The following is a 16,955-nucleotide window of genomic DNA, read 5'->3' as shown; positions in this document are numbered from 1 at the left end:
AAAAAATTAGTCTTTATGAGAAAAAAATAACTAATTACTTATATTTAGAATTCATAAAATTATACCAATCATTAAAAAATAATTACTTTTCACTAACATACTTCTCTCTAGAGATTAAATGCACTCTCAAGAAAGAGTATCATGGCACCAATTAAAGAATAACGAGCTTATTTTATGTCCAATTGGTTTCCAAAATGGCAGCCTTACCAAGGTGATATTGACCACCGACCGGTCTCTACCAACGAATATCTCCCTCCAGTTCAAAGTGCTATTTTAGGTATTCAACATGCGTTTGCCATGTTTGGAGCAACTGTTTTAGCACCATTACTCATGGGCTTTAATCCTAACCTTGCCATTTTAATGTCTGGTATCTGTACCATCCTATTCTTTTTAATTACGGGTGGTCGTGTTCCGAGTTACTTAGGCTCAAGTTTTGCATTTATTGGTGTGGTTGCAGCAGCAACTGGACATATTACAGGTTCAGGGGCCAATCCAAACCTTTCGATGGCTTTAGGCGGAATCGTAGCATGTGGTGTGTTTTATGCCATTATCGGTTTTATTGTGATGCTTACGGGTACACGCTGGATTGAAAAACTCATGCCGCCTGTGGTGACTGGCGCCATTGTGATGATTATTGGTCTAAACCTCGCACCCGTTACCATTAGAGGTGTTGCAGGCCAACCATTTGAAATGTGGATGGCCTTAATTACCGTACTTTGTATGGGTAGTATTGCAGTCTTTACTCGCGGCTTATTGCAACGTTTGCTTCTATTGGTCGGTTTAATTTTGGCATATGCAATTTATGCTATCACCACTAATGGTCTAGGTTTTGGTAAACCAATCGATTTTAGCCAAATCTCACAGGCTGCATGGTTCGGAATTCCAAGCTTTTCACATCCTACTTTTGATACTAAGGCTATGTTAATTATTGCGCCAGTTGCGCTTATTTTAGTAGCAGAAAACCTAGGTCATATTAAAGCAGTAGGTGCAATGACTGGTGAAAACCTGACGCCGCAATTAGGCAAAGCATTTGTTGCAGATGGTTTAGCAACCACTCTTTCTGGTAGTGTTGGTGCACCGGGGATGACTACTTACGGCGAAAACATTGGAGTCATGGCAGTCACTCGTGTGTACTCAACCATTGTTTTTGTGATTGCTGGTGTCTTCGCCATTTTCTTAGGCCTATCTCCAAAATTTGGCGCGGTAATTAGTACGATTCCAAGTGCTGTTTTAACAGGCGCATCTATTGTCGTGTTTGGTTTAATTACCATTGCCGGCGCAAAAATCTGGATTGAAAACAAAGTTGATTTTTCTAACAATAAAAACCTGATTGTTGCTTCTGTAACAATTATCTTAGGTGCAGGAAATTTTGAATTAATGTTTGGCAATTTCAATTTAGGTGGCATTGGTACAGCAACATTTGCAGCCATTATTCTAAATTGGTTGTTTAGTTTAAAAGATAAAACCTAAATCAAAAAAGGCAGCATAAGCTGCCTTTTTTGATTACGATTTAGTATGATGAATTTTTGCGTTTCAATACGTTCCTATCATGCGTTTTGATTTTTTTGATTTACAGTTGGTTCTTCATATTGTCTCGACTGGTAGCCTAACTAAAGGTGCTGATCGCTCTGCGATTTCACTTCAAGCAGCGAGCGAGCGTATAAAAAAACTCGAACAGTATTTTGAGACACCCTTATTTATTCGCCAAACCACTGGGGTAGAACTCACCACAGCTGGACATGCTTTTGTAGAACATGCTCGTCAGCTTTTAGCACAAAAAGATCAACTCGAACAAGAAATGCAGCGGTTTAGGCACCCTACCACAGAGGCATTAACGCTTTGGTGTAACTCTTCTGCTCAAAGTGAATATTTGCCTACGTTATTACCGCAATATCTGGTGCTTCATCCCGAAATGAATATTGATTTACATGAGGCAGAAAGCTCAGAAATTGTAGATGCATTAACCCAAGGAATTGCGAGTCTCGGTCTAGTCTCAAGTTTTTTTGATACCAGACATTTGCAAACTAAGGAATTTGCGAGTGATCCTTTAGTTCTGATTTGCCCCGCTACACATGAGTTAGCTCAATACCAAGAGCTGAATTTGGTAGAGGCTCTAAGCTATGGTTTTATTGGCCTTAAACCCCATCACTCTTTGCAACAGTCCATCGAAACCCAAGCTAAATTACTAGGCTTTAACATACAGTACCGTTTGCGCTTACCTAACTTTAGTGCAATTGCTGAGGTTGTCGCCAAAGGTGTGGGAATTGCGATTATGCCAGCTCGTGCGGCACAGCGTTTGCAATCAGATTATGATTTTCATTCCATTCAACTGCTAGGTGCATGGGCAAATCGTAAACTCCTTTTAGCCACACAAAACTTCAACCAGCTGCCTAGGAGTTACCAACAGTTTGCAGATTTTTTATTGCAGCATCGTCCTGAAAAAACGGCTTAATGCAAAATCATATAAAGCCCTAATGACACCAAACCTATAAAAAAGATACGACGAAATAACTGCTCGTTGAGTCGATAGCGAATTTTTTTACCTAACCACATTCCAACGAGTGCAGCAAATAAAGCCGCAAAAGATAACCGATAATCCAGTGTTATTCCTGAAATTGGGTTGTGGTGTAAAAACACCGCAAGACAAATGGTAGACACCGTAAAGGTTAATCCCAAAGCCTGAACCAACTCGTCACGTTTTAAATGCAAAGACTGCAAATAAGGAACAATCGGAATAATAATAACGCCTGTTGCTACGGTCACTGCCCCACCAATATATCCAATAATCGGCGATAACCAGCGCTCATGTTTCCCTAAATGTGGAAGCTTTTTGACACACAGTCCATAAAGGCCATATAAGGCCAACATACAGCCCAATAAAATCTCACTACTGTGCCCATGGCTTTGACTTAAAGTCGGTAGAAAACTCCATATTGAACCGACCACAATACCTATGAGTAAGGTCCAGAAACGGCGAATAAAAGCCCAGACATGTCCTTCAGCAAAAAGCTGCCAAACATTGGTGACCATTGAAGGAACAATGAGTAAAGAGGCTGCTTGAAAAGGACTCATTGCGATGGTGAGTAAGCCCATCGATACTGCGGGCAACCCTAGGCCAATCATGCCTTTAATCATGCCAGCAAAGGCAAACACCATCATAATAATTACTAAAAAAGTCACTGTTTATCTCCGATTCCCTACATAGTTATGCTACGGAAAAAACAGGTTTTGCCCTATTCTTGTTTTTAGGAGTAGGCCTCAATTAGAAGTTGAGGCCGTTTTGTATTTTTCTTCTAAAACATTACTAAAAATACTTTCAATCATCCAAACGCGGTACAAGCTATTAAATACATAACTTTGCCCATCAATACGCAACTCTAGAACTGGTAAATCAGGCTGATGCTTATCTTTGCAAAAAGCATCATTTTGTGCCAAAACAGCTGGTACATCCTGCTCGGTTAACTGCTCAATTCCCAGCTGATGCTGTAATTCTTGGAAATGCTTTTGGAAAGATAAATCTTTGCCTTTTGTCCAAACGGCCTGCAAGATCGTAAAAATCGTATCGATTTGCTGATTTTCCTGCACACTATAGAAAAGCTTTGCCATTTCAAGCGCACTTTCTTCGGTAGGGCGGCAAAAAGGAGTAAAAGCGACATCTGTTCGTTTAGAAACACGTGTTGCCAAACTCCAATCAAACCAGTCTCGGCCTTGGTAGCTTAAAGGGTAAACTTTTAATTGAATATCATAATAATCAGCCAGTTCTTCCTTAATATAAGCAAGCAACAGCCAACTCATTGGATCTTCTAAGGCAATATATAAATCAAGTTCAGGATGAAGTGTCTGAATTTCGGTAAGTGCCTCAGCATCATTAATTAAATGTTCACGCCATTCAATATGATTAATTAAAAAGATCGGATTGCCAGTCAGTAACTTTTGCTGTTTTAGACGACGGGTTAAACGTAATAAATCATCTACCGCATGATATTTACGTCCACCAAACTCAAAGTAAGCTGCCGGTACAGGCTCATCCGTAAAAATACGTTCTGAAAAATGTTGAGGAAGCTGATGTTTAACTGCCATGGCATGCAAAGTACGTAGCTTTCCGTATTGCTGCTGCCAAAGCATGTGAAAAATATCTTCGAGTAAATGTAAGAAATTCTGGCCTTGTAATGGGGTTCTTTTTAATATGACGGCGGCTTGTTTTAAAGATTCTTGGCTTGGTATTTCTGGAAACTCATCAAAAGCAAAACGGTGTTGTTTGGCTAATATTTTGGCATCATTCAAACAATAATTTTGCCATTCTTCATGCGACATAGCATTTGGAGGTTCAGAAGCCGTATGGGAAATAATAATTTTTAAGGGCTTAAGTTCATCACTTAAAATCTCATCGAGCTGAGATAGTTGCTGAACAGCTAAATAGCTATACACATCATCAAGTCGTAAATAAATACTTAAACCATTTTCCGTGGGTAACACCGCTTGACGTGAAGGTTTTTGGTAAAACCAACTCGATCGGATAGGGTCAAACCAACGGCGTAGCAGTGACATGAGAGTAGAGCCTCTAAAAAATAAATCCTAAGCAAGACCAAAAAACTGCTTTGATCGCAGTACAAAGTACCGCAGAAACTTCATATACAAAATGCTGAAGAGCTCTGCTTACACAGAACAAAGTTCATGTTATTGCACGTATTCCTGCATCGGTGAAGATTTTATCATCATTTTATAGCAAACCCATAGAATGACTTGCAACACCCTCATCTACAAGCCTATTTTTTCGAACAGATGTAAAAAATGCACCCATCAGCATGATAATAATTCATCGTGCAAATGGATGCATAGTTTCTATTCAATTAATAAAATTGAATATTTTATAGAACGCGTACAGCTCCTTTCGCTGCACTTGTTGTATGCATTGCATAAACTTTTAACGCTTTTGATACCTTACGTTTACGTTCTTCTTTCGGATGCCAGCCTTTCGCTTCTTGAACTGTACGACGGTGCGCCATAGTCGCATCATCAACGTTTAAGTGAATCGTACGGTTTGGAATATCGATTTCAATAGTATCGCCATCTTCAACCAAACCAATTGCACCACCTTCAGCCGCTTCTGGTGAAACGTGACCAATCGAAAGACCTGATGAACCACCAGAGAAACGACCATCTGTCACCAATGCACAGTCTTTTCCTAAACCTTTCGATTTAAGGTAGCTGGTTGGGTAAAGCATTTCTTGCATGCCCGGACCACCACGTGGACCTTCATAACGAATAACAACAACATCACCAGCTTTAATATCATGACCCAAGATTGCATCTACAGCAGCATCTTGGCTCTCAAATACACGCGCTGTGCCCGTAAATTTCAAGATCGATTCATCAACACCCGCAGTTTTCACGATACAACCATCAAGCGCGATGTTGCCGTATAGAACTGCTAAACCACCATCTTTAGAGAAAGCATGTTCTGCATTGCGAATAACGCCTTTTTCACGGTCGCCATCTAATGTTGAATAATAGCGATTTTGCGAGAAGGCAACTTGAGTTGGAACACCACCTGGAGATGAGCGATAGAACTCATATACATCTGCATCTTCAGTACGAATAATATCCCACTTATCCAACGCATCTTTTAAAGTTTTCTCGTGTACAGTCGGTACAGATACATCAAGTAATTTCGCACGGTCAAGCTCACCCAAAATGGCCATAATGCCACCCGCACGGTGAACATCTTCCATGTGAACGTCTTGTTTTGCAGGCGCTACTTTAGACAATACAGGAACTCGACGTGACAATTCGTCAATGTCGTCCATGGTAAAATCAACTTCTGCTTCACTTGCTGCAGCCAATAAATGTAGAACCGTATTAGTTGAACCACCCATTGCAATATCAAGGGTCATCGCATTTTTAAACGCAGCCTTGGTTGCAATTGAACGAGGTAGAATACTTGCATCTTCTTGTTCGTAATAGCGCTTAGCCAATTCAACAATAAGTTGGCCTGCTTTTAAGAATAGTTTCTTGCGGTTTGCATGTGTCGCAACAATCGAACCATTACCCGGTAAAGATAAACCTAAAGCTTCAGTTAAACAGTTCATTGAGTTTGCAGTGAACATACCTGAACATGAACCACATGTTGGACAAGCCGAACGTTCAAACTCTTCAACTTCTTCGTCTGTATAACTTTCATCAGCCGCAACAACCATTGCATCAACAAGGTCAATCGCTTTTTCATTACCACGGAACTTGACCTTGCCCGCTTCCATTGGTCCGCCAGACACAAAAACAACTGGAATATTCAGGCGCATCGCAGCCATGAGCATTCCCGGAGTAATTTTGTCACAGTTAGAAATACATACCATGGCATCAGCGCAATGTGCATTCACCATGTACTCGACTGAGTCAGCAATCAAATCACGTGATGGTAATGAATAAAGCATGCCGTCATGCCCCATTGCGATCCCGTCATCTACAGCAATCGTATTAAACTCTTTAGCAACACCACCTGCCGCCTGAATTTCTGCTGCGACTAGTTGCCCTAAATCTTTAAGATGTACATGGCCCGGAACAAATTGAGTAAATGAGTTGACCACCGCAATAATCGGTTTGCCGAAATCCTCATCTTTCATTCCTGTTGCACGCCATAAGCCACGTGCGCCAGCCATATTTCTTCCGTGTGTCGATGTTTTTGAACGATAGTCAGGCATTAGTGTTTCCAACAAGTTGTGCTTGAGCGGAATTTCTCCCACTCTGGCTGAATGATACTGATATAGCGTTAGATCAGTCGGAATATTGACTCATCATCATAATTTGATCATTCTCCATTCTATAGAAGCAAATAATATTCGGAAAGCCAAGAACAGTAATAGTCAGTCAATATTTAGCAAAACTTACATGAATAATTTTTTATTTTTTCATAACCTTTTTTTATCAATAAAAAATTTTGAATAATTTTTTGTTCACTATTTAAAAATCAAATCTCTCAATAGCCATGAGTTTAGGGCTTCAAACGTTTTTCACGTATACTACCCATAAACTCTTTTTGGATTGCATTTGTGAAAATTATTTTTGCTGGCACCCCCGAATTTGCTGCAACAGCATTGGCGGCATTATTAAAAACTTCCCATGAAATTATCGCCGTTTACACCCAGCCAGATCGTAAAGCAGGCCGTGGACAAAAACTAACGCCATCTCCTGTAAAACAGCTTGCGCTTGAACATGGTATCCCTGTTTATCAACCACTTCACTTTAAAGCATCTACAGAAGAAGGGCTCGCAGCCCAACAAGAACTTGCAGCTTTAGGTGCCGATGTGATGGTCGTTGCAGCCTATGGCTTAATTCTTCCACAAGCTGTGCTAGATATGCCTAAATATGGCTGTTTAAATATCCACGGCTCATTATTACCACGTTGGCGCGGTGCAGCACCAATTCAGCGTGCGATTGCAACAGGTGATGAAGAAACCGGAATCACAATCATGCAAATGGCTGCTGGTTTAGATACAGGCGATATGATGTATAAAACCTACTGTCCCATCACAGCCGAAGATACATCAGCGACTTTACATGACAAACTCGCAGCTCAAGGCGCAACAGCAATTTGTGACGTACTCGAGTCAGAAGAAACGCTAAAAAAATATTTGGCAGAACGTGAAGTTCAAGATGAAAGCCTAACTGTCTATGCACATAAGTTAGTGAAATCAGAAGCTCGTATTGACTGGTCAAATGATGCTGTTCAACTTGACCGAAATATTCGTGCGTTCAACCCTTGGCCAGTTGCATTCATTCAGTTAGATGAAAATAATGCTTTGCGTGTTTGGAACTCAACCACATCTACTCAGAACCAAGCAAATGCCCAAGCTGGTGAAATTATCGCGATTGATAAACAGGGCGTACATGTTGCTTGTGGCCAAAACTCTTTTATTTGTCTGACCAGCGTGCAATGGCCGGGTGGTAAAGCAATGAATGCACAACAAATTGCACAAACTCAAAAACTTCACGTAGGACAAATTCTACCATGAGTCAGGTTTCATCAAATTCGTCACGATTTAACTTACGTGCTCAAGTCGTTCAGACGTTATTAAAAGTCCAGCAAGGGCAATCACTTGCTAGTATTTTAAATACACAGCTGAATCAAGTTGCAGAACGTGATCGCGCACTATTTCATGAACTTGTTCTAGGTACGCTCCGCCAATGGTTTGCACTTAAATCAATTAGCCTACCTTTGCTCAGCAAACCGTTAAATAATGAAACTGTTGAAACCTGTCTGTATGTTGGGCTTTATCAAGTTTTATGCACGCGTATTGCAGCGCACGCTGCCATATCAGAAACAGTAGATGCCACCAAACAACTTGGATTTCCTGCACTCGGCGGTATTGTGAATGCTATTTTGCGCCGAGCTACTCGTGAAACTGATGACTTTCAGCAAGGTTTACAGCAAGCGCATGGCTTACCAAGTTGGCTTTTCAAAAGGTTAAAAAAGGATTGGGGAGAACAAACTGAATCTCTTTGCCAATCATTAAAACAAGTCGCACCTTTAACCTTACGAGTTAACCAACGTCATATTGGTCGTGATGCTTATTTAGCAAAATTACAAAGTCTAGATATTCAGGCCCGTGCTTGTACTCTGTCTGAAGCAGGTATTGTTCTTGAACAATCTGTACAAATTACCCAGCTACCCGGCTTTGAAGAGGGATGGTTTTCTGTACAAGATGAACATGCTCAACTATGTGTAATATTATTGCCAGATCTAAATAATAAAACAGTAATTGATGCCTGTGCAGCTCCCGGTGGAAAAACAGCTCATTTACTCGAAAAGTTTAAACCGGCTCAGCTCATTGCTATTGACCAAGATTCTAATCGTTTAATCCGTGTAACTGAAAATTTAAACCGCTTAGCACTTGATCAAAGTCAAACAGAAATTTTGGCAGCCGATGCAACCCAATGGGTTCCCGCAGAACCAGTAGATTGTATTGTGCTCGATGCACCTTGCTCCGCTACAGGCGTTATTCGTCGTCATCCTGACATACGCCTATTGCGCCAATCTAGCGACATAGCTCAAACGATTGAACTGCAAAAGCAAATTTTGGAACACATGTGGCAACAACTCAACGTTGGAGGCACATTGCTCTATATTACCTGTTCAGTTTTAAAAGCTGAAAATGAACAGCAGATGATAAATTTCTTTGCAGAACATAGTGATGCAAAAGAAATTAAGATTGAAGCGAATTGGGGACTTGAACAAATTCATGGCCGACAATTATTACCGCAAGCACAGTCTGGCGATGGATTTTATTATTGTAAAATTCAAAAAATTGCATAAAAAAAGCAGGCTTAAAGCCTGCTTTTTATTAGATCAGCATCAAAGCGTATGCTGATCTTTTACATCTTCTAAAACGTCATCTAACTCTTCAGGATGTTTCGATAAATGTAGAATGGATAAAGCCAACCCACCCCATAAAAACACCATCGAAATCACCATCATCACGATTGCCGAAGTATTCATTATTTTATCCTCCTAGCGATCTTTCATTTTGCTTAGCACGATTGCAACGACCGCACAGAAAATCACACTGCCCCAGCCGAATACACCTTGTAAGCTCATACTATAAGTATCATAGCCATTTTTGATCAAATTAAAAACAGTCATACAGAGTGTAGTTAACAAGATTAAAGATGTAATAACCGTTAAAGTGAAATCCCATCCCTTACCAACTTGAATGGTTGAGATACGATTTATATGGTCACTAAGTTCTTTAAGCGCTGAACGTTTAAACCAAGCTACGCTAATAATTGATATTAATGCACCACCGATAATACCGATGTTATTAATAAAGTGATCAACAATATCAACCAGCTTAATTGCATTTACACTTGAGAATAAAATAATTGATACAAGTGCACTACCACCACCAATAATCGTTACAGCTTTTTTACGGCCCCATTTCAACTTATCTTGCATTGCTGCAATAGGCACTTCCAAAATACTAACCATCGAAGAAATACCTGCGACGAAAAGTGAAGAGAAGAATAAAAGACCAAATAAATCAGCCCCTGCACCTAAGCTTGAAATAATTTTAGGGAATGCGATAAATGCTAATCCAATTCCGCCACTCACGACATCTTTAACATCAGTACCCGCTGCATGTGCCATAAAACCAAGAGCAGCAAAAATACCAATCCCTGCCAAAATCTCAGTTGATGCATTTGCAAAACCAACGATTAAGCCAGAACCAGTTAAATTCGTTTTTGGTTTTAAATAAGATGCATAGGTAACCATGATCCCGAAACCAACAGATAATGAAAAGAAAGTATGACCATAAGCGGCTAACCATACTTTATAGTCCATCATTGCTGACCAGTTTGGCGTAAAGAATGCATTTAAACCTTGAACTGCACCAGGTAAACGCAATGACTGAATCACCAAAATAGTGAAGAGAATGAATAATAATGGCATGAAAATTTTATTGGATAATTCCACACCCTTTTTCACCCCACCATAAAGAATGATTAAAGTAAGTGCCCAAATTCCAACAATCGGCCAGAATAAATGACTTACAAACTGTAAATCAAAACCAGTCGCTTTTGAGGTTTGTAGGTAGGTATTAAAGAAGAAACCTTCCGGATCACTTCCCCACATTTGACCAATAGAGAAGTAAACGTAACTACCTGCCCATGTCAAAACGCTCGCATAATACAAACCAATAATGATACAGACACAAACCTGCCACCATCCTAATGTTTCTCCACCTTTAAATAAGGCCCGATATGCTTTTGGAGGTGAACCAGTACTACGATGACCGACCGCATAATCTAAAAATAGTAACGGTAAACCAGCAGTAATGAGTGCCAATAGATAAGGAATAAGAAACGCACCACCACCATTTTCATAAGCAACGTATGGAAAGCGCCAAATATTACCTAAGCCTACAGCCGAACCAACGGCTGCAATAATAAAACCAGATCGTGACGTCCAGTTTTCACGAGAATCTGTCATAAAACACCTAATGTTAAAAGATTGCTTATTTTTACTGCTATTGTTGATTGTTATTCCGCATGCAAAAAAAGAACCAAAGAATACTTTTGTGTTTGATTGAGAATAAAAGGCACCTTGTGAGTATTTTTATTTTCATTTCAAACAAGCAAAAATAGAAAATTCTTCCTTAAAGATTTTTGTCCATTTTTTGCCCCTATATAGCTGAACAATACCTGTTTTTATTTCTTTTTACTGTAATTTCCATCAGAAATTTTACGAATTTTTTAAGTTTTTTTCACAATTGGTTATTTTTCAGCTAATCTTTAAGTTTAAATCAAATAGTCAGACAATATTGTTCAATGACATTTTCTTCCAAACACTAAAAAGATCTATTTAATTACTCGACTTATCCATTAATTTCTTGCTCAATTTCCAATTAAAATTTGATAATACCCATTTTTTAGATGACAAAATTTATACTAAAATCTGTAGAGGGCTAATGTCATTCAAATGAAAACGTTAAATATTAATTATTTGAAATAATTAATATTTTATCTAGCTTAGAAAAATTATTAATAATATGTGCTTCACCCTCATATTTTTTATCAATGCATCTGTAGCAAGATGTCTATATGATGCGTTCAAAGATTTCTTTTATGCGGATGTTCAAAGTGAAAATATTAAAAATATCTTTATTAACGCTCGGGATGGGCTTAAGTGGCCTTGCTCAAGCAGATTTTGTTGGAGTAAAGGGAGATGTCGGCTACTGGTTTTACGATGGTAAAGCGAATATGTCTTCTCAATTTCCTGATGATCAAGATCTAGATCAAAAAGGTAGTGCTCAACTCTCATTGGCAATAGAACACCCAATCCCATTTATTCCAAATGCAAAAATACGTTATGTAAATTTAGATACTCAAACTAAATCAGAAACTCTAGGTCAAGCTAACTATAAAGTTGATTTAGATCATAGCGATTTTATTCTCTATTATGAGTTACTAGACAATATTGTGAGTGTAGATGCTGGGCTTGGTGCAACTGTACTAAATGGTGATATTACTGCTTATACTGGTAAACGCGTGGATATTGATAAAACATATCCTATTGCTTATTTATCTGGTGAAGTCAAACTTCCATTTACAGGCTTAAGTGCTAAAGGTGAAGCAACTTATACAAACTTTGATGATGCACGAATCACAGATGCATTAGCAGAAGTAAAATATAAATTTGCAGATAATCTACTCATTGATCTTGGTTTAACAGCAGGATATCGCGTACTCAATATTGATTTAGATGACTACGATAATAATGATCTTAAATTTGAATTTAAGGGTCCTTATGTCGGTTTAGAAGCCCATTTCTAACTTGGCACGGGTTCGAAATTTCCTTCCTATATAAAAAAGGACTCTTAATAGAGTCCTTTTTTAATTAGCCCATACCTACATAACCTGAATATTTTCGAATTCTTTGGCACCACGCTTGAATATTTGGATATAGCTCCAAATCAAAACCACCTTCCTCCGCGACATGCGTGTATGCATATAGGGCAATATCAGCAATAGTTAATTGATTTCCAATAAGATAGTCATGCTCTACTAAAACTTTATCCATAATAGATAGTGCTTTATGACCTTTCGGTTGTAAATTATGATATTCCTCTATTCTTTCTGGTGGTAACCCTAAATATTTATTAATAAACCGAGCAACTGCAATAAATGGTTCATGACTATACTGTTCAAAGAACATCCACTGATACATTTTTGCTTTCGTATAGGAATCTGTAGCAATAAACTCTGTCCCCTCCGCCAGATAGCCTAAAATAGCGTTAGATTCACTTAAAACACGGCCATCATCTAGAACCAGTACAGGTATTTTTCCATTAGGATTTAAGAATAAAAAATCTGCTGTTTGAGTGTCTTTTTTTAAAATATCAATGTGGACCCATCTATGTTTAATATTTAATAAGGAAAGTAATAGTTTAATCTTATAACAATTACCCGAACCTACATCACCATAAATTATCATAGATGCTTTTCCCTTATTATTCATATTTAAGTATGTAATTTTCTTATTATTTATAGCATGAATCTTTCATAATATTTTCAGTTTTATTTTTTCTCAATCAATTCAATTCTCGCGCATGCAAAAGAACACCCCGGTTTCTTTCGAGACCGGGGTGTTAGAATAATGAGCTGGCGATGACTTACTCTCACATGGGAAACCCCACACTACCATCAGCGCTAAGAGGTTTCACTTCTGAGTTCGGGAAGGGATCAGGTGGTTCACTCTTGCTATGGTCGCCAGCACAACTGGTATGGATACTTGCATTGGTCTTAATGTGCCGATGCGTTTTCCAAATCTTTACAGATGGGCTGATTGAATCTTACTTTATTTGTTCATTTTAGCTAAGCGTATAACTAAATCAAGTTGCTTTGCATATTAATGAATCGATTGATGCTTTATATACAACTGCTTGGGTGTTGTATAGTCAAGCCTCACGAGCAATTAGTATTGGTCAGCTTCACATATCACTATGCTTCCACATCCAACCTATCAACGTCCTAGTCTCGAACGGCTCTTTAGAGGACATAAAGTCCTAGGGAAATCTTATCTTGAGGTAGGCTTCCCGCTTAGATGCTTTCAGCGGTTATCCCTTCCGAACATAGCTACCCGGCGATGCGACTGGCGTCACAACCGGTACACCAGAGGTTCGTCCACTCTGGTCCTCTCGTACTAGGAGCAGATCCTCTCAAATTTCCAGCGCCCACGGTAGATAGGGACCGAACTGTCTCACGACGTTCTAAACCCAGCTCGCGTACCTCTTTAAATGGCGAACAGCCATACCCTTGGGACCTGCTTCAGCCCCAGGATGAGATGAGCCGACATCGAGGTGCCAAACACCGCCGTCGATATGAACTCTTGGGCGGTATCAGCCTGTTATCCCCAGAGTACCTTTTATCCGTTGAGCGATGGCCCTTCCATACAGAACCACCGGATCACTAAGACCTACTTTCGTACCTGCTCGACTTGTGGGTCTCGCAGTTAAGCGCGCTTTTGCCTTTATACTCTACGCGTGATTTCCGACCACGCTGAGCGCACCTTCGTACTCCTCCGTTACTCTTTAGGAGGAGACCGCCCCAGTCAAACTACCCACCAGACATGGTCCTCGCCCCGGATTACGGGGCAGAGTTAGAACCTCAACATTACCAGGGTGGTATTTCAAGGACGGCTCCATTGGAACTAGCGTTCCAACTTCAAAGCCTCCCACCTATCCTACACAAGTAAGGTCAAAGTTCAATGTCAAGCTGCAGTAAAGGTTCACGGGGTCTTTCCGTCTAGCCGCGGGTACACTGCATCTTCACAGCGATTTCGATTTCACTGAGCCTCTGCTGGAGACAGCGCCGCCATCATTATGCCATTCGTGCAGGTCGGAACTTACCCGACAAGGAATTTCGCTACCTTAGGACCGTTATAGTTACGGCCGCCGTTTACTGGGGCTTCGATCAAGAGCTTCGCTTACGCTAACCCCATCAATTAACCTTCCAGCACCGGGCAGGCATCACACCCTATACGTCCACTTTCGTGTTTGCAGAGTGCTATGTTTTTAATAAACAGTTGCAGCGGCCTGGTTTCTGTGGCTGCCAATAGCTCAGACCGCAAGGGTCATCACCGTCAGCAGCGTACCTTCTCCCGAAGTTACGGTACCATTTTGCCTAGTTCCTTCAGCAGAGTTCTCTCAAGCGCCTTGGTCTACTCGACCTGACCACCTGTGTCGGTTTCGGGTACGATTCCTGTGTAACTGAAGCTTAGAGACTTTTCCTGGAAGCATGGTATCAGCCACTTCGCTGTACAAGTACAGCTTGCTATCAGATCTCAGCATAGAGCACCCCGGATTTGCCTAAGATGCATGCCTACTTCCTTCCACCTGGACAACCAACGCCAGGCTGACTTAACCTTCTCCGTCCTCTCATCGCATTACACAGAAGTATTGGAATATTAACCAATTTCCCATCGACTACGCCTTTCGGCCTCGCCTTAGGGGTCGACTCACCCAGCCCCGATTAACGTTGGACTGGAACCCTTGGTCTTTCGGCGAACGGGTTTTTCACCCGTTTTGTCGTTACTCACGTCAGCATTCGCACTTCTGATACCTCCAGCATACTTCTCAATACACCTTCATCGGCTTACAGAACGCTCCCCTACCACTTGACTAAAAGTCAAATCCGCAGCTTCGGCACATAGTTTTAGCCCCGTTACATCTTCCGCGCAGGCCGACTCGACTAGTGAGCTATTACGCTTTCTTTAAAGGGTGGCTGCTTCTAAGCCAACCTCCTAGCTGTCTATGCCTTCCCACATCGTTTCCCACTTAACTATGATTTTGGGGCCTTAGCTGGCGGTCTGGATTGTTTTCCTCTTGACTACGGACGTTAGCACCCGCAGTCTGTCTCCCGGATAGTACTCATAGGTATTCGGAGTTTGCATCGGTTTGGTAAGTCGGGATGACCCCCTAGCCGAAACAGTGCTCTACCCCCTATGGTATTCGTCCGAGGCGCTACCTAAATAGCTTTCGGGGAGAACCAGCTATCACCAGGCTTGATTAGCCTTTCACCCCTATCCACAAGTCATCCCCTGGCTTTTCAACGACAGTGGGTTCGGTCCTCCAGTTAGTGTTACCCAACCTTCAACCTGCTCATGGATAGATCGCCTGGTTTCGGGTCTATACCCAGCAACTAAACGCCCTATTAAGACTCGATTTCTCTACGGCTCCCCTATACGGTTAACCTCGCTACTGAATATAAGTCGCTGACCCATTATACAAAAGGTACGCAGTCACCGAACAAGTCGGCTCCCACTGCTTGTATGCATGCGGTTTCAGGATCTATTTCACTCCCCTCACAGGGGTTCTTTTCGCCTTTCCCTCACGGTACTGGTTCACTATCGGTCAGTCAGGAGTATTTAGCCTTGGAGGATGGTCCCCCCATATTCAGACAAGGTTTCACGTGCCTCGCCCTACTCGTCATCATTATGTGTGCCCTTTCGTGTACGGGAATATCACCCTCTACGTTCGCACTTCCCAGAGCGTTCCACTAAAACACACATAACTTAATGGGCTGATCCCCGTTCGCTCGCCGCTACTAAGGGAATCTCAATTGATTTCTTTTCCTAAGGGTACTGAGATGTTTCACTTCCCCTCGTTCGCCTTGCAACACTATGTATTCATGTTGCAATACCTACCTTAAAGTAGGTGGGTTCCCCCATTCAGAAATCTCCGGATCAAAGGATATTTGCCGCCTCCCCGGAGCTTATCGCAGGCTATTACGTCTTTCATCGCCTCTGACTGCCAAGGCATCCACCACATGCACTTAATTACTTGACTATACAACCCCAAACAGTCGTCAACACTTACAAGTGAGTGTTGTCCGTGCGATTCTTCATCGCTACTATCTGTTGCCTGTGTATTTAAACACTGTACAGCTTCAATCTAAATTCATATACCAAAACGCTTGATTCAGTTAATTTGCTAGTTCTCAATTCATCTAGATTAATTGCTTAATCTAAACTCTTGAGTGAACAATTTATTTCAGACTCAATTTTGCCAATCTGTTAATGAATAAACACGCCTTCGTCAGGTCATGCTTAATACCGTGATACTTAAATCACAGAAGTTAATAAACTAAGATCTAAATCTCTATTTACTAATTTCTGTAATCCGAACTTCTCTTAAGTTCTGGTGGAGACTAGGAGAGTCGAACTCCTGACCTCCTGCGTGCAAAGCAGGCGCTCTACCAACTAAGCTAAGTCCCCAGCTTACATCATCAGTCATGTATCTTTTATCTATAACTTCAACCAGTCAAAGTCATGGTGGGTCTGACAAGACTTGAACTTGTGACCCCACGCTTATCAAGCGTGTGCTCTAACCAACTGAGCTACAGACCCTCAGATACATCTATGAAGAACAACTTGTTGTGGATTCTTACCAATCGTCAATCTT

The 16,955-nt window shown here is 40.9% G+C and carries 11 protein-coding genes, 2 tRNA genes and 2 rRNA genes; 5 read left to right on the top strand and 10 right to left on the bottom strand.

Going from position 1 to position 16,955, the window contains the following annotated elements:
- Positions 1-174 precede the first annotated feature (174 nt).
- The gene (locus AOLE_RS00150; RefSeq protein WP_013196519.1) at positions 175-1,470 is read left to right on the top strand and encodes a solute carrier family 23 protein; all 1,296 of its coding nucleotides are present in this window, start codon (positions 175-177) and stop codon (positions 1,468-1,470) included.
- A gap of 79 nt (positions 1,471-1,549) precedes the next feature.
- The gene (locus tag AOLE_RS00145) at positions 1,550-2,452 is read left to right on the top strand and encodes a LysR family transcriptional regulator (RefSeq protein ID WP_013196518.1); all 903 of its coding nucleotides are present in this window, start codon (positions 1,550-1,552) and stop codon (positions 2,450-2,452) included.
- Here the strand turns inward: AOLE_RS00145 and AOLE_RS00140 are convergent.
- From AOLE_RS00140 to ilvD, 3 genes are all read right to left on the bottom strand, one after another.
- Positions 2,449-3,180, bottom strand: a complete 732-nt coding sequence (locus AOLE_RS00140; protein ID WP_013196517.1) for a sulfite exporter TauE/SafE family protein — start codon at positions 3,178-3,180, stop codon at positions 2,449-2,451. The two genes, AOLE_RS00145 and AOLE_RS00140, sit on opposite strands and share 4 nt — an antisense overlap.
- Positions 3,181-3,258: 78 nt before the next feature.
- Entirely contained in the window at positions 3,259-4,548 is a 1,290-nt protein-coding gene (locus AOLE_RS00135; RefSeq protein ID WP_005300333.1) for a hypothetical protein, read from the bottom strand.
- Between the two features lie 320 nt (positions 4,549-4,868).
- Positions 4,869-6,698 (bottom strand): dihydroxy-acid dehydratase, encoded by a 1,830-nt coding sequence (gene ilvD / locus AOLE_RS00130; RefSeq protein ID WP_013196516.1) that lies wholly within the window; start codon positions 6,696-6,698, stop codon positions 4,869-4,871.
- Between the two features lie 348 nt (positions 6,699-7,046).
- On the opposite strand from ilvD, the gene fmt reads away from it, so the two are divergent.
- Positions 7,047-8,009, top strand: a complete 963-nt coding sequence (gene fmt / locus AOLE_RS00125; protein WP_013196515.1) for a methionyl-tRNA formyltransferase — start codon at positions 7,047-7,049, stop codon at positions 8,007-8,009.
- On the top strand, positions 8,006-9,310 hold the full coding sequence (gene rsmB / locus AOLE_RS00120; protein ID WP_013196514.1) for a 16S rRNA (cytosine(967)-C(5))-methyltransferase RsmB: 1,305 nt from the start codon (positions 8,006-8,008) through the stop codon (positions 9,308-9,310). Before fmt ends, rsmB begins: the two co-directional genes overlap by 4 nt.
- 39 nt (positions 9,311-9,349) lie before the next feature.
- On the opposite strand, the gene AOLE_RS19605 is transcribed toward rsmB, so the two are convergent.
- Together AOLE_RS19605 and AOLE_RS00115 are read right to left on the bottom strand one after the other, a co-directional pair.
- A complete protein-coding gene (locus tag AOLE_RS19605; RefSeq protein ID WP_004790262.1) occupies positions 9,350-9,493 on the bottom strand; it encodes a methionine/alanine import family NSS transporter small subunit in 144 nt (47 codons plus the stop codon).
- A gap of 12 nt (positions 9,494-9,505) precedes the next feature.
- The gene (locus tag AOLE_RS00115; RefSeq protein ID WP_005300319.1) at positions 9,506-10,984 is read right to left on the bottom strand and encodes a sodium-dependent transporter; all 1,479 of its coding nucleotides are present in this window, start codon (positions 10,982-10,984) and stop codon (positions 9,506-9,508) included.
- 641 nt (positions 10,985-11,625) lie between these two features.
- Here AOLE_RS00115 and AOLE_RS00110 point away from each other — a divergent pair.
- Positions 11,626-12,327 carry a TIGR04219 family outer membrane beta-barrel protein gene (locus AOLE_RS00110; protein WP_081399233.1) on the top strand — a complete coding sequence of 234 codons (702 nt, stop codon included), beginning with the start codon at positions 11,626-11,628 and terminating at the stop codon, positions 12,325-12,327.
- Positions 12,328-12,391: 64 nt separating this feature from the next.
- On the opposite strand, the gene AOLE_RS00105 is transcribed toward AOLE_RS00110, so the two are convergent.
- From AOLE_RS00105 to AOLE_RS00085, 5 genes are all read right to left on the bottom strand, one after another.
- Positions 12,392-12,988 carry a glutathione S-transferase family protein gene (locus tag AOLE_RS00105; protein WP_013196512.1) on the bottom strand — a complete coding sequence of 199 codons (597 nt, stop codon included), beginning with the start codon at positions 12,986-12,988 and terminating at the stop codon, positions 12,392-12,394.
- A gap of 165 nt (positions 12,989-13,153) precedes the next feature.
- A 5S ribosomal RNA gene (rrf, locus tag AOLE_RS00100) occupies positions 13,154-13,268 on the bottom strand.
- A gap of 179 nt (positions 13,269-13,447) precedes the next feature.
- Positions 13,448-16,340 (bottom strand): 23S ribosomal RNA (locus AOLE_RS00095).
- Positions 16,341-16,692: 352 nt separating this feature from the next.
- Positions 16,693-16,768 (bottom strand) — tRNA-Ala (locus tag AOLE_RS00090).
- Between the two features lie 55 nt (positions 16,769-16,823).
- Positions 16,824-16,900, bottom strand: a tRNA-Ile gene (locus AOLE_RS00085).
- Between the last annotated feature and the right edge of the window lie 55 nt (positions 16,901-16,955).

Origin of the sequence: Acinetobacter oleivorans DR1 (genome assembly GCF_000196795.1) — a bacterium.
GTDB classification, from domain to species: domain Bacteria; phylum Pseudomonadota; class Gammaproteobacteria; order Pseudomonadales; family Moraxellaceae; genus Acinetobacter; species Acinetobacter oleivorans.
The sequence above is the reverse complement of the archived record's forward strand: the minus strand, read 5'-3'. Positions and strand labels throughout refer to the sequence as shown.

Excerpts from the sequence above, each read along its gene's own strand:
- AOLE_RS19605 (WP_004790262.1), bottom strand. The coding sequence starts at position 9,493 with ATGAATACTTCGGCAATCGTGATGATGGTGATTTCGATGGTGTTTTTA.
- ilvD (WP_013196516.1), bottom strand. The coding sequence starts at position 6,698 with ATGCCTGACTATCGTTCAAAAACATCGACACACGGAAGAAATATGGCT.
- AOLE_RS00150 (WP_013196519.1), top strand. The coding sequence starts at position 175 with ATGTCCAATTGGTTTCCAAAATGGCAGCCTTACCAAGGTGATATTGAC.
- AOLE_RS00135 (WP_005300333.1), bottom strand. The coding sequence starts at position 4,548 with ATGTCACTGCTACGCCGTTGGTTTGACCCTATCCGATCGAGTTGGTTT.
- rsmB (WP_013196514.1), top strand. The coding sequence starts at position 8,006 with ATGAGTCAGGTTTCATCAAATTCGTCACGATTTAACTTACGTGCTCAA.
- AOLE_RS00105 (WP_013196512.1), bottom strand. The coding sequence starts at position 12,988 with ATGATAATTTATGGTGATGTAGGTTCGGGTAATTGTTATAAGATTAAA.
- AOLE_RS00145 (WP_013196518.1), top strand. The coding sequence starts at position 1,550 with ATGCGTTTTGATTTTTTTGATTTACAGTTGGTTCTTCATATTGTCTCG.
- AOLE_RS00115 (WP_005300319.1), bottom strand. The coding sequence starts at position 10,984 with ATGACAGATTCTCGTGAAAACTGGACGTCACGATCTGGTTTTATTATT.
- AOLE_RS00110 (WP_081399233.1), top strand. The coding sequence starts at position 11,626 with ATGTTCAAAGTGAAAATATTAAAAATATCTTTATTAACGCTCGGGATG.